We start from the raw sequence: 13417 nt of genomic DNA, 5'->3' as shown, positions 1-13417 counted from the left end.
CAACCTTTTGAGTCACCCTCATTTCTTATTTTTAATCAAATGTAATTTTGTTTACTGTGTCACGATCTAATTTCTTTACAACTTCAGTAATTAATTTCACGGCATTTTCATAGTCATCACGATGAAGCATTGCTGCATGTGAGTGAATGTAGCGAGTAGCGATTGTAATAGATAACGCAGGTACCCCGTTTGCCGAGATATGAATCGCACCTGAATCAGTACCGCCACCGGCAATCGCATCAAATTGATATGGAATACTCAATTCATCGGCTGTATCTGTTACTAAATCACGCAAGCCTTTATGAGATACCATTGAAGCATCATAAAGAATAATTTGTGGACCTTCACCCATTTTACTTGCCGCTTCCTTATCTGATATACCCGGAGTATCTCCAGCAATACCTACGTCAACACCGAAAGCAATATCAGGCTCAATCATGTTAGCAGAAGTTCTTGCTCCACGTAAACCAACCTCTTCTTGAACAGTCCCAACACCATATACTACGTTTGGATGATCCGTTCCTTTTAAATTCTTCAATACATCGATTGCAATCGCACAGCCAATTCGGTTGTCCCAAGCTTTCGCAAGAAGAAACTTCTCGTTTTTCATCACTGTAAATTCAAAATAAGGAACAACCTGGTCACCTGGTTTCACACCAAATTCTAAAGCTTCCTCACGACTTGTTGCACCAATATCAATAAACATATCTTTAATCTCGACCGGTTTTTTACGAGCCTCAGGAGGTAGGATATGTGGAGGCTTAGAGCCGATAATTCCAGTTACATCACCTTTACTTGTCACAATCGTCACACGTTGTGCAAGCATTACCTGTGACCACCATCCACCAACTGTTTGGAAACGAAGAAAGCCTTTGTCATCAATCTGAGTCACCATAAAGCCTACTTCATCTAAGTGGCCCGCAATCATAATCTTAGGGCCGTTTTCTTGTCCAACCTTTCTAGCAATTAAGCTTCCTAAATGATCTGTTGTCACTTCATCTGAATATTGAGTTATGTATTTTTTCATCACATCACGAACTTCACGCTCGTTTCCAGGTATGCCTTTTGCATCTGTTAAATCTTTTAGCATTGTTAATGTTTCATCTAGCTTTGTCATTATGTTGCCTCCTTCAATTAACAATCAAATTCATTATACAACAAGTATTTAGTCGAAAGAAAATAACACGGTTTAGTAACCTTGCTCCTGTCTTTGATGATTCACTTCATTTTTTGAAATATATGCTTCTTCCACTTGTTTTGATGAAAAACCTAACAATTTTCCAAGCAGCAAATATTCCTCAAACATGTCTTTATAGGTTGAGGGAGATTGATCTTTTTTAAAATCTTGTATTGTTTCATATACCTTTAAAAATTGTTCAGTTATGGTTGTTGAATCCGCTTGTACCTCTTTTAAGTCCATTAACGTATTTGCTTTAATCTCTAATCCCAATGACAGGATAAAATGGATCCCATCTACATATTCTTCTAATATAACGGAAGTTGATGCAGGTGGCTTTAAACTCCAAAATTTAAAGCATCTTGTTTCATTAGCTAGCTCTCCGACTTCAACTAATAATGCTAAAACCTTTCGCTCAATTAAATTTTCACTTTGTAGTTGATGCTGAGCTTCTATTTTGCTGTCTAATTCTTGCTGCATGTTAAATAATATTGAAAAGTTCATGAACTTATCCCCCATAAAATAATTACTTCAAAAAAATTATAACAAATTGAGAGAAACTTGGAACCTTTTCTCCCTTTATTCGTATATAAGGAAAATTACCCTGAGGAGGGGTTAGCAAATGATTGTGATAATTTTACGATTACTTTTAATCATTATCATCCTATTTCTGCTTTATTCAGGTTTTAAATATTTATTTAACCCGAAACGAAAGCTTGAATTAGCTCATGAGCAAAAGCAATTTTATTTTTTAGATGATAAAGAAAATGTAAGAAAAAACTTCCTTCTCACCTATAAAGGAGCATTATTTGAAGGAGAAAAATATCTAGGAACAACAACTAACGCTTTTGAGGTCGTGTCAGTCTTTATATGGACCAAATCAACTAGCAGCTTACAAGGGCTAACATTGGATGATTTTACTTATATTGAGGAAGAAGTAAAAAAACGTTATCCATTTTCTAAGGTTGATTGGAAAAGCCCTATTAAGGAACTGTTAATTAAGAAACGTGAAAGTTGATCCAAATACAAAAAAGCTTGAGAGGACTTTTCTCAAGCTTTTATGCTTTTTCCTTCACAAAAAAATCGCTCCATTTAATAAAGGCCTGTTTTTCTCTAAAAAAATAAATCATTGCTAGTAACATCATAACAATGCCAACGATTAATAATGGTGATAGGGTTTGAATGGAAGCACCTAAACAAGTAAAACAAAGAGTTGACGGTATATGTGTTAAAAACGATACCTTCGTATAACGACGAAATGTTTTTGTTCGGTCTAAAATACACAAAGAAATCAGAGAAAAGTTTACAAAAGGAATAATTCTTAAAATGATAATTTGCATAATTGATAAGTTTGTATAAGCTCCCAACCATTTCTCTTTCATCTTAACAAATCGATTAATAAAAATCGGAAAGAGTTTGGAGAAAAAATAAAATGTAATACTAGCACATGTTAGTCCAATGACAGAATAGACCGATCCAAAAAGTGTACCAAATAAGATCCCACCTGCTAAACATACTACCGCTACAGGAACAAGAAGAAACTGCCTAATAATATGAAACAATATAAAGACCAAGGGCGCAAAAAATCCAGTTGTTTCAATAGCTGTTAATACAGTGGAGGTTGCGAGTTGAATCTTCATCACCACTTTCATGTTTGCCATTCTAGAGAGTTTGTAGTGTTTGTTTCCATTTTACGAGAAGGTTTATGAGTTTATGCTAATTGTACAGATAAATAAACAAAAAGACCGATATGTACCAAGGTTAAAATGGGCAGCCCATATTTAAATGAAGAATGCTTTGTTTTATGTCGGAAATTCCTCATAGCTAAATAGCTACCTAACGCCCCTCCAATAGCAGCAACAAGCCAAAGCGTTGACTCCTTTATTCTCCATTCTCCTTTTTTAGCTCGATTTTTATCCATGCCCATTATCGTAAAACCAATAAGATTTATTATTAAATAAAAACCAATTAGATAGGTCATGTTTTTCTCCTTTATTTTCATATACTTATTCTTTATTCAGAGTATCCGATTCTATGAAAAAAGAGCTAACTCATTTAAGAGTCAGCTCTTTCCCGTACAATTATTTGTTAAGCTGTGCTTTAGCAGCGTCTGCTAATTGAGCAAATGCTTTTTCATCAACAACAGCTAAGTCAGCAAGCATTTTGCGGTTAACTTCGATACCAGCAAGCTTTAATCCGTGCATTAAACGGCTGTAAGAAAGACCATTTACACGAGCAGCTGCATTGATACGAGTGATCCATAACTTACGGAAATCACGTTTCTTTTGACGACGATCACGGTAAGCATACATCCATGATTTCATTACTTGTTGGTTTGCAACTTTGTATAATCTATGTTTAGAACCGAAATAACCTTTAGCTAATTTTAATACTTTTTTACGACGTTTACGTGAAACGATACCGCCTTTTACTCTTGGCATGTAAATTCCCTCCTATATTACGATGGTCCGATTATTTAAGATTGTCTAATAAATGACGAATACGTTTGAAATCGCCTTTGCTTACTACAGTTGATTTACGTAATTTACGTTTAGCTTTTGTAGATTTGTTAGCGAATAAGTGACTTGTGTAAGCATGTGAACGTTTAAGTTTACCAGAGCCTGTTTTCTTGAAACGCTTAGCAGCTCCACGGTGAGTTTTCATTTTTGGCATAAGGTATTCCTCCTTAAGGGATTATTGCTTTTCATTTTTCGGTGCTAAAACTAAGAACATGCTACGACCGTCCATTTTTGGATGTGATTCAATCGTACTTAAATCAGCACATTCTGCAGAGAAACGATCAAGCACCTTTTGACCGATTCCTTTATGAGTAATTGCACGGCCTTTGAAGCGGATAGAAGCTTTTACTTTATCGCCTTTTTCAAGGAATTTACGTGCATTTCGAAGCTTTGTGTTAAAGTCATGCTCATCAATTGTTGGGCTCAGGCGAACCTCTTTAAGATTGATAATCTTTTGATTTTTACGTGCTTCTTTTTCTTTCTTTTGCTGTTCAAAACGAAATTTACCGTAATCCATGATGCGGCATACAGGAGGCTTCGCATTAGGAGCTACTAAAACTAAATCTAGATTAGCTCTTGTTGCAATTTCTAAAGCCTCTTGGCGAGATTTAATTCCAAGCTGATCTCCGTTGGCACCGATTAGACGAACCTCACGTGCGCGAATTCCGTCATTTACCATCATATCTTTGCTAATAATTAGCCACCTCCAAGGTTTTTTAAAAACTGAATAGTGATTTTTAAATCCGATTTTGTAGGTCACGGTTCTTTTATTTTTCAGGAAAAATAAAAAAGCGTGGACGCAAAACACCCACACTACGATTGTTATCATCTATCATCGCAACCTGCCAACTACAAACGGATGTGTCAATCAGGTGAGAAGCGGGTGCTTCTACTTGTATATATAAAAGACTATTCAATTACCTTGAAAATTATAACACCATTACTAGTTTGTTGCAAGTAAGTATTGTATGTTTTAACAACGTTTTAACAACATATGTTATTCTAACAGAACGATTTCATTCATGCAATACCTTTTTTAATTAGTTAATGTATGAAAAAACAGTAGAGTTATATGCCTCTACTGTTTTTTTACATTATGATCTTTTTACTTCTTGCTTAATCTGTTCTAAGAATTGTTCGAATGGCACAGTTTCTGATTTTTGTTCACCATATTTACGAACGTTAACAGCTTTCTCAGCAATCTCATTATCTCCAATTACAAGCATATACGGTATTTTTTGGATTTGAGATTCACGGATTTTATATCCTAACTTCTCATCACGAGCGTCTAGCTCTACACGAAGTCCAGCTTCTTGTAGTTGCTCTTGAACTTGCTTAGCATAGTCAAGATGAACGGCTGGTGATACTGGAATGACTTGAACCTGAACAGGTGCAAGCCATGTTGGGAATGCTCCTTTGTATTCTTCAATTAAGAATGCAACAAAACGCTCCATTGTTGAAACAACACCACGGTGAATAACAACAGGTCGATGTTGTTTTCCATCTTCACCAACGTATGTTAAATCAAAACGCTCAGGAAGTAAGAAGTCTAATTGAACAGTTGAAAGAGTTTCATCTTTGCCTAGAGCTGTTCTTACTTGTACATCAAGCTTCGGACCATAGAATGCCGCTTCTCCCTCTGCTTCATAATAATCATGACCTAATTCATCCATTGCATCTTTTAACATGCCTTGTGCTTTTTCCCACATGTTATCATCGTCAAAGTACTTTTCTTTATCTTCCGGATCACGATAAGATAATCGGAATGAATATTTTTCAATTCCAAAGTCTTTGTAAACAGCTTCAACTAAACGTACAACACGAATGAATTCATCTTTAATTTGATCAGGTCGTACAAAGATATGAGCATCATTCAACGTCATTCCACGAACACGCTGTAAACCAGTTAGTGCTCCTGACATTTCATAACGATGCATTAATCCAAGCTCAGCAATACGAATTGGTAGTTCGCGGTAGCTGTGAATGTCATTTTTATAAATCATCATATGGTGTGGACAGTTCATTGGGCGAAGAACTAAATCTTCATTATCCATCTCCATTTTAGGGAACATGTCCTCTTGGTAGTGCTCCCAGTGTCCAGATGTCTTGTAAAGCTCAACACTCCCTAAAGCAGGTGTATACACGTGCTGGTAGCCTAAGCGCTCTTCTTTATCAACAATGTAGCGCTCAACAATACGACGAATTGTTGCACCTTTTGGTAACCATAGAGGTAAACCTTGTCCAACTTTTTGAGAAGAAGTAAATAATCCAAGCTCTTTTCCTAATTTACGGTGGTCACGCTCTTTAGCTTCCTCTAATAATCGAAGATGTTCATCTAAGTCAGCTTTTTTAAAGAAAGCTGTTCCATAGATTCGTTGTAACATTTTGTTATTACTGTCCCCACGCCAGTAAGCTCCAGCAACACTTAATAATTTAAATTCTTTAATTTTACCCGTTGAAGGAAGGTGTATTCCACGACATAGGTCAAAAAATTCACCTTGCTCGTAAAATGAAACTGCCTCTCCTTCAGGAATTGCTTCAAGTAACTCAAGCTTTAATGGATCTTGAATTTCTTCATAACGGCGTTTCGCTTCCTCACGGCTTACTTCTACACGTACAATGTCAAGGTTCTCATTTACAATCTTTTTCATTTCCTTTTCAATTGCCGGTAGATCCTCAGGAGTAATAGCTTGCTCCATATCAATGTCATAATAAAAACCATTGTCAATAACTGGTCCAATTCCCAGCTTTACTGACTGATCTTTATACAAACGCTTAATAGCCTGAGCCATTAAATGGGCAGTCGAGTGTCTCATAATCTCTAATGCTTCAGCACTATCTTGTGTAACAATTTCAATTGCACCATCTTCTTCAATTGGTGTACGTAAGTCGACCAATTGACCATCAATTTTCCCTGCAAGTGACTTCTTTTTTAAACCAGGGCTAATGGATGCCGCAATGTCTTCTGTTGTGGTACCTTTTGCAAACTCCTTTACAGCTCCGTCTGGAAACGCAATTTTTATAACGTCTGACATCCTTGTTCACCTCATATAATGTTATAATTTCTTTAAAATAGGCCGGTTAAAATTGCCTTAAAAATAAATAAAACCCGTCCCTAAAAAGGGACGAGTTAGATAACTTATCAATGGACCGTGGTTCCACCCTTGTTCCCAATATCTATCTAAAAACATACATAACAAATAGACATGGCTTAAACTCGATAACGGGAGACCGTCAGCTATTAATTAGATGCACACAGCATCCTTTCACAACTGAAGTTTAAAGGTGGTAAGTTCGTTAATCGTATTAGGAAGGTTTCAGCAATTCCTTCCCTCTCTGGGAACCGTAAAAACAAACTCGTGTCCTTATCATTACAGATAATTTTTCAATTACCTCGTATTATAAAATGTTTCATCTTTAAAATCAAGAAAGGATTTCAATTAAACATATGTAGAGAACCTTAAAAATTTTCCAGTGGATATATTGTCACCCGTTCCTCAAAGATATTTTGAATGGTCTGAACCATACCTTCAAATGAGTTATTTGTATAAAGCAAAAGCCAATCCGGTGCAATTGATACAAGTGGTGCCAACAATTGCTTATCAATATACATCGGATGTTGATAAACGAAATCTTTATCAATAAATTTATTTAGTTGATTTTCAGTCATTAATTGTTTGTCCTCGTCATAAACCAAACATTCTTGATCAAATACAATTTGAAGCTTAGATAGTTTACTTTCTTTTTTTGCCAAGTAATCTCTTAAACTTTGAACAAAACTCTGATATTCTTGTTCCATTTTATATTCTTCAATCGCAATTTCTACATATTCTCTTAAACTATCTATATATTTGTGAAGACGAAATTTTTGAAAAGATGAAAATGAAAAATATAAGTCAGGACGAAGAAATTGTTCAAGTGCATCACTAATCATTTGCTCTCTGGAAGATATTTCCTGAACCCTTGGAATTTCTTCCCTTTGGCCTTCCATAATAGACTGTGCAATATGTATAATCTGTTGCTGTTCCTCTTCCTCACTAAAATAGTAATTTTCTTTTATCATTTTTAACATAATAAGATGCTCTTTATGGTTGATAATAAATTGAATTAAACCTGGTATAACTAGTTGTTTTACTGTAATATCCCATGATTTTGGATGGAGTTTTATGGACTGATTATTAACTAATTGAAGTTCTGAATGAAATTTATCGTGAATCGAGTGAAAGATCGAATAGATTGCTCTTGCCTCTTTCGGAGACCCAAATAATATCTCGAGCATGTTTGTCCCCCCTATTTGCAGCACCTCGATTCATATATATGGGGGGAACATACATTTTAGAAGTAAAGAATTGGTTCGATAATATAAAAGAAAAGAGATTGATGTATCTCAATCTCTTTTCTACCTCCACTCAGCCTCTGCGATTTCGACCGACCAGTTCTACTGGAATTGTCATATGTTTGATTCGTTCCATAATTCTTGCAGCTTTAACAGGTTCTTCTTCTCCACGTTGAGAATATGCAAGGTGATGCTGAAGTTCTTTAAGACCAAAGTTTGATGAGATAAAAGTAGGAAGGTTTTCAAGCATACGATATTGTAAGATTGTTCCTAATATCTCATCTCTCATCCAGCTTGATACTGATTCAGCTCCTAAATCATCGAGCATAAGAACAGGAATTTTCTTAACAGCATCAAGCTTTTCATCCAATGATGAATTTTGAAACGATCCTTTTAGCTCTCTCATAAATTCCGGAACATAAACAAGCATAGACGATACTTTATGTGAAGCTAGTTCATTTGCAATTGCACCTAAAATATAGGTCTTACCGACTCCAAAAGATCCATATAAATATAAACCTTTTGTACGTTGCCCACTGTTATATGCTTCCACAAAATCTTGAGCCATCCCGATCACTTTCAATCTGCTTGTTTCCTCTACATCCACATCAATTTTATCAAATTGAGCCTCGAGGATATCCTTTGGAATATACATGCTTTTAATAAGAGCCTCGTGTTTCTTACGTTCATCAGTTGCTTCCTTTGTTGGGCATTTTGTATATTGAAGGTCAATAATACGCCCCTGAATTACTAAGTGTGGATGATAGCCTTCTAAAATATTTTTACACTGTGATAATGAAGGACAGTTTTTGCAATTTTTGCTTTGATTGACAAATTCATAAAGCTTAACCAAGCTTCTATTAATCATACCCTCTTCTATTTCAGTCGAATGTTTCGTTATAAAAGCTTGTACATCGGGATTGTTTAATACTTCTTTTTTCAAATCATTATAGCGATCATTAAAGTCTGATCTATTTGTTAATTTTTTAAAGGAATTGCTTAAATGTTCCATTTATTCCCCCTCCTCTCATTATGTCTCGTTATTTTTATTATCCTTATATTTTCTTATCCGATCAAATAATTTCTTTTTCTCTAACTCAAATTGTTCAAGATCCACGCTTGATGTTTTATCGTCATCTTTTTCTTGCTGTTTTAATTCTTGCTGATCTTTATGATCATTCGTTGTTTCTTCACTTAACCATGCTGGTAGCATTTCTTTACGAATTGGTGCTTTCTTATTATTCTCCGTTTTCTTCTTTGTTGTCTTTTCTTCTGCCCATTGTTGATATTGACGGTGCTCTTGTTTAGCTAAGTCCATTGCATCTTTTACAGTTTTCACTTGTTTCCTTGTCCAATGACTCGCAATTTTTTGAACATAAGCCCTCGTAAGCTTCATATCCGTCTTTAACATAACATAATAAATTAATACATTCACAACTCCAGGCTCGAGTCTTTGTTGAAGCATCACTTCTTCAATAATTTGCAAATCACCAACAGAAGGGGTAACTCCACCTGACACATCCATCAAAAATTGTTTTGGCGATATTCTTTCTAGTTGAAAGATTAGCTCTTCTTCCTTTGTTAATTGTTTCTGATCTTGCTTCCCTCGTAATAATGGTGGCTGTACTTTATCTACTAAACCAGGTAATTCGTCTCCATGCTGAAATTGATACCAATCACGTGCAGATTTTCTAAGCAATTCAATATCAATGTTTTCGTCCTGATCAATACTTGCCATCACAACATTTTTCATATCAATAGCATTAATGCCGTACAGGTAAGAGAGCTTCTTTATTACATCCTTCACTATGGATGTTATAGATTTATGTGGGATGAGAGCATCAGAAAGTCCTGCTAAGAATAAATCAAAATCAAAAGCAGAATCAGAAATCTCTAATTTAGATCTACTTTCTGTACTAACAAACTCTCGATTTTTTTCTAGTGACAAATCATTTATCGTTTCTTCATTCATTCTTCCAGCCATTTCAGCGGAACGAACAGAGTCAAAAACATCATTAAAAGACTTGGTAATGTCCTTCATGCCTTCACTTTTTTGTTCATCTGAGAAAAAATGTTTTAACTGCAAAAATTTATTTTTGCCTACCCGATTATAAAGATAAACATTTAATACCCCGTCTTGAAAAAACTCTGCCGGTCTTACTGGTGCTTGTAGCTCGTATACATACTTCTTAACACCGTCTTCTTCGGTTACAAACGTTTTTAATAGACCAAGACCTTCTAATTTAAGACGTTCTTGATAAATGTCACGCAAGTTACTTTGCATAATCGTCATTAAACTATGATGCGTTGTTTCTTCGCTCCACATGCGATTCTGCTCCAACTCTCCCCAAAGAGTCATAAATAAACTGAAACATTTTGACCCAATCAATGGTTGATAAAGCAATGTTATTATTTTTCTATCCATGTCTTGTAGAATTGAGTTGCTCTTTACTGAATAACGGTCAATAGCAAGCAATTCCTTCCAATGCTGTTCCATCCCCTTCAACCTTTCATTACAATATATTAAACGCGAAAAAGTTCCTTCACTGAAAAAAGAGCTTGAGAGAACACCTCTTCAAAAGCTCTTTCGATTCTATCTTACTTTCTTAATTAAATCGGTTAACTCTTCAATAAACACATTAATATCTTTAAACTGGCGATAAACAGATGCAAACCTTACATAAGCAACTTCATCAATTCTCGCAAGCCTGTCCATGACCATTTCACCTACAAATTCACTGTTAACTTCAGAGACGCCTTGATTTCTCAGTTCCTTCTCAATATCATGAACTACGTCCTCAAGCTTTTGTAGGGGAACCGGTCTTTTTTCACACGCTTTAATAAGACCTCTTAAAATTTTCTCCCGGCTAAACTCTTCTCTAGTCCCTTCCTTTTTCACGACAATTAATGGAAATTCCTCAACCTTTTCAAATGTAGTAAATCGATATTGACATTCTTCACATTCACGTCGGCGTCGAATTGATTTTCCTTCATCTACAGGTCGTGAGTCTAACACTCTTGTCCCATTATGTTGACACGAAGGACATTTCATATGACCAGCTCCAATCAAACGTCAAAATTTTAAGTTGTTGACATTTCATCACTCTATTTTACATTTATTTCTTAGTTTTCCCAGTTCCAACAAACGATTCTTTTTGGTCGAGCTTTTTGTAAAGTTCAGTAATTAATTTCTTACTGTATCCAAAATCTGTCGGGAGGACAGTTGTCGTGGTTGCTGTAAAATCAACTGCTGTCTCAAAAGGACGCACAGAAATAACCGTTACAATAAGAAAAGCTTTTCTAGGACGATCAACGTTTACGCTCATTTCTCCACGTTCTTCTGAAACAGATGTAACAGTCATTCCTGGTGTTTGTTCAATTAATTCTTTTACAGATTGTAATGCTTTTTTATTTGTGGTTTTATAATAATGACTTTTTAAATCTGGATTATGGTGATTTTCCCGTGTTTCTTGATGGGTACTAAAAATATCTTTTAATTTATTCACAAAACTCATTGTCATATTCCCCTTTTTTCTTATTAATTTTCACTTTATGTATCGAAATTTATTCTACTACTATCATACTGAAATTTGTCGATAATAAAAAGAGGTGCAGATCAATTAATCCGCACCTCTTTACGTTTTAAAGAGCTTTTGCTTGAGCTTGCTTTACTTGTACCGGTCCCATACCTCTAGGGATCTCAATGTTTTCACGAGTTTGTGCTCCTAAAGATTCTGCAATATGATCTGCAGCAATGTTCGGATTTAAGTCACCGCAAGTGTAAACATCGATACTAGCATAACCATGCTCTGGAAAGCTGTGAATTGTCAAATGTGATTCAGAGATAATAACCACACCACTTACTCCTTGAGGAGCAAATTTGTGAAAAGCAACCTCTCTAATTTCCGCGCCTGATTTTAATGCTGCATTTACAAATGTTTTTTCAATGTAATCCATGTCATTTAACTTATCAAAATCGCAACCCCATAATTCAGAGATTACGTGTCTACCCATTGTTTCCATATTCATGGATCCCCCTTTAACTATTTTTTATACATGAATTCTTCGCTTAATGGTATGTGTAACTACCACGGGGGAAAGTTAGTCCAGAGAGGTCCTAACCCTTTAAGTAGCCGTAACACCTTGGCTTTGATAAGAAGTTCACGAAAAATAGTATACTTTGTTTGTATTTGTTTTGCAACACACTTTTTGAAAAAAATTAGTTAAAGGGTTAATCAAACATGCGGTCATACATTTATTACTTTAACCGTCGGGAACTTTATTATCCAAAAAACTTTTTTAAACCTCTAATAAATGAGTCATACTATTTGCTACTAATTTTGTTAAATCGGCAACACGGCATGAATAACCCCATTCATTGTCATACCAAGCTAAAACTTTTATTTTATGATTTTCCATTACCATTGTTGATAAACCGTCAATGATGGCTGAATGTGGATTTGTATTGAAGTCAATTGATACTAACGGCTCAGTCGTGAAGTCTAGAATCCCTTTTAAAGAGCCTCTTGAAGCAAATTGGAATGCTCGATTAACTTCCTCTATAGTTACTGGTTTTTCTACATCAACTACAAGGTCAACTAATGAAACATTTGGTGTTGGGACTCGTAAAGCCATACCATGTAACTTGCCTTTCATGTTTGGGAGAACAAGCTCTAGTGCCTTTGCTGCACCTGTTGTTGTCGGGATAATGGATTGCCCACAAGCTCTAGCCCTTCTCAAATCCTTATGCGGGTTATCAATGTTTTTCTGGTCATTTGTATAAGCATGTACGGTTGTCATTAAACCATTTTTTATATGGAAAGATTCATCTATCACCTTAATGACCGGAGCAAGACAATTTGTTGTACACGAGGCATTTGAAATAATTTCATGTTGATTTGCATCAAACTGATTTTCGTTAACTCCCATCACAATCGTAATATCTTCATTTTTACCAGGTGCAGTTAAGATAACCTTCTTTGCTCCCGCCTTAACATGGAGCATTGCCTTTTCCCTGCTATTAAACTTCCCTGTTGCCTCAATTACAATATCGATCCCTAAAACATCCCAAGGAAGCTTCTCGGGGTCACGTTCATTGATTAATAACACCTTTTGACCATTTACAAGTAAATGATCTTCATGGGCAATTACTTCTCCCTGAAATTTCCCGTGTGTTGTGTCATATTTTATTAAATGAGCAAGAGTATCAGCTGGATAACTTGCATTGATTGCTTTAATATTCATATCTTCCATCATTGCATACCTAAAAACCATTCTCCCAATTCGACCAAACCCATTTATTGCAATATTGGCTCTCATCATCGTTTCCCCTCTCATTTATATGTTATACTTTTAATTATTTTTATACAATTAGTATAACACATT

General features: G+C 35.4%; 16 protein-coding genes and 1 other annotated feature. Of the genes, 1 reads left to right on the top strand and 15 read right to left on the bottom strand.

Annotation, left to right across the window (positions count from 1 at the left end):
• Window positions 1-31: 31 nt before the first annotated feature.
• Window positions 32-1117, bottom strand: a complete 1086-nt coding sequence (locus COD11_RS01905; protein ID WP_098795061.1) for a M42 family metallopeptidase — start codon at window positions 1115-1117, stop codon at window positions 32-34.
• Between the two features lie 72 nt (window positions 1118-1189).
• Entirely contained in the window at window positions 1190-1681 is a 492-nt protein-coding gene (locus tag COD11_RS01900; RefSeq protein ID WP_098795060.1) for a dUTP diphosphatase, read from the bottom strand.
• A gap of 121 nt (window positions 1682-1802) precedes the next feature.
• Between COD11_RS01900 and COD11_RS01895 the strand changes: the two genes are divergently transcribed.
• The gene (locus tag COD11_RS01895) at window positions 1803-2195 is read left to right on the top strand and encodes a sigma-w pathway protein ysdB (RefSeq protein ID WP_162987574.1); all 393 of its coding nucleotides are present in this window, start codon (window positions 1803-1805) and stop codon (window positions 2193-2195) included.
• A 40-nt stretch (window positions 2196-2235) separates the two neighbouring features.
• Here COD11_RS01895 and COD11_RS01890 read toward each other — a convergent pair whose 3' ends face one another.
• The 13 genes from COD11_RS01890 to COD11_RS01830 form a co-directional block, all read right to left on the bottom strand.
• A complete protein-coding gene (locus tag COD11_RS01890; RefSeq protein WP_176550944.1) occupies window positions 2236-2829 on the bottom strand; it encodes a TVP38/TMEM64 family protein in 594 nt (197 codons plus the stop codon).
• A 59-nt stretch (window positions 2830-2888) separates the two neighbouring features.
• A complete protein-coding gene (locus COD11_RS01885; protein WP_121663026.1) occupies window positions 2889-3158 on the bottom strand; it encodes a DUF1294 domain-containing protein in 270 nt (89 codons plus the stop codon).
• Between the two features lie 100 nt (window positions 3159-3258).
• Window positions 3259-3618: a 50S ribosomal protein L20 gene (rplT, locus tag COD11_RS01880; protein WP_098795056.1), complete on the bottom strand. Its 360-nt coding sequence runs from the start codon at window positions 3616-3618 to the stop codon at window positions 3259-3261.
• Window positions 3619-3649: 31 nt separating this feature from the next.
• Entirely contained in the window at window positions 3650-3850 is a 201-nt protein-coding gene (gene rpmI / locus COD11_RS01875; RefSeq protein ID WP_098795055.1) for a 50S ribosomal protein L35, read from the bottom strand.
• Between the two features lie 21 nt (window positions 3851-3871).
• Window positions 3872-4393 carry a translation initiation factor IF-3 gene (infC, locus tag COD11_RS01870; protein WP_162987575.1) on the bottom strand — a complete coding sequence of 174 codons (522 nt, stop codon included), beginning with the start codon at window positions 4391-4393 and terminating at the stop codon, window positions 3872-3874.
• 82 nt (window positions 4394-4475) lie between these two features.
• Window positions 4476-4597: a sequence feature (ribosomal protein L20 leader region), on the bottom strand.
• Between the two features lie 193 nt (window positions 4598-4790).
• Entirely contained in the window at window positions 4791-6731 is a 1941-nt protein-coding gene (gene thrS / locus COD11_RS01865; protein ID WP_098795053.1) for a threonine--tRNA ligase, read from the bottom strand.
• 425 nt (window positions 6732-7156) lie between these two features.
• Window positions 7157-7975: a putative sporulation protein YtxC gene (gene ytxC / locus COD11_RS01860; RefSeq protein WP_098795052.1), complete on the bottom strand. Its 819-nt coding sequence runs from the start codon at window positions 7973-7975 to the stop codon at window positions 7157-7159.
• A 130-nt stretch (window positions 7976-8105) separates the two neighbouring features.
• Window positions 8106-9044 (bottom strand): primosomal protein DnaI, encoded by a 939-nt coding sequence (dnaI, locus tag COD11_RS01855; protein WP_098795051.1) that lies wholly within the window; start codon window positions 9042-9044, stop codon window positions 8106-8108.
• Between the two features lie 18 nt (window positions 9045-9062).
• Window positions 9063-10529 (bottom strand): replication initiation and membrane attachment family protein, encoded by a 1467-nt coding sequence (locus COD11_RS01850; protein ID WP_098795050.1) that lies wholly within the window; start codon window positions 10527-10529, stop codon window positions 9063-9065.
• Between the two features lie 96 nt (window positions 10530-10625).
• The gene (gene nrdR / locus COD11_RS01845; protein WP_098795049.1) at window positions 10626-11084 is read right to left on the bottom strand and encodes a transcriptional regulator NrdR; all 459 of its coding nucleotides are present in this window, start codon (window positions 11082-11084) and stop codon (window positions 10626-10628) included.
• A gap of 64 nt (window positions 11085-11148) precedes the next feature.
• Window positions 11149-11547 carry a cytosolic protein gene (locus COD11_RS01840; protein WP_098795048.1) on the bottom strand — a complete coding sequence of 133 codons (399 nt, stop codon included), beginning with the start codon at window positions 11545-11547 and terminating at the stop codon, window positions 11149-11151.
• Between the two features lie 127 nt (window positions 11548-11674).
• Window positions 11675-12055 carry an adenosylmethionine decarboxylase gene (gene speD, locus COD11_RS01835; protein WP_098795047.1) on the bottom strand — a complete coding sequence of 127 codons (381 nt, stop codon included), beginning with the start codon at window positions 12053-12055 and terminating at the stop codon, window positions 11675-11677.
• Window positions 12056-12331: 276 nt separating this feature from the next.
• On the bottom strand, window positions 12332-13351 hold the full coding sequence (locus tag COD11_RS01830; protein WP_098795046.1) for a glyceraldehyde-3-phosphate dehydrogenase: 1020 nt from the start codon (window positions 13349-13351) through the stop codon (window positions 12332-12334).
• Window positions 13352-13417: the final 66 nt, after the last annotated feature.

It is taken from the genome of Bacillus sp. AFS040349 (assembly GCF_002577655.1).
Taxonomy (GTDB): domain Bacteria; phylum Bacillota; class Bacilli; order Bacillales; family Bacillaceae; genus Metabacillus.
This window is presented reverse-complemented; position numbering and strand designations above follow the sequence as displayed.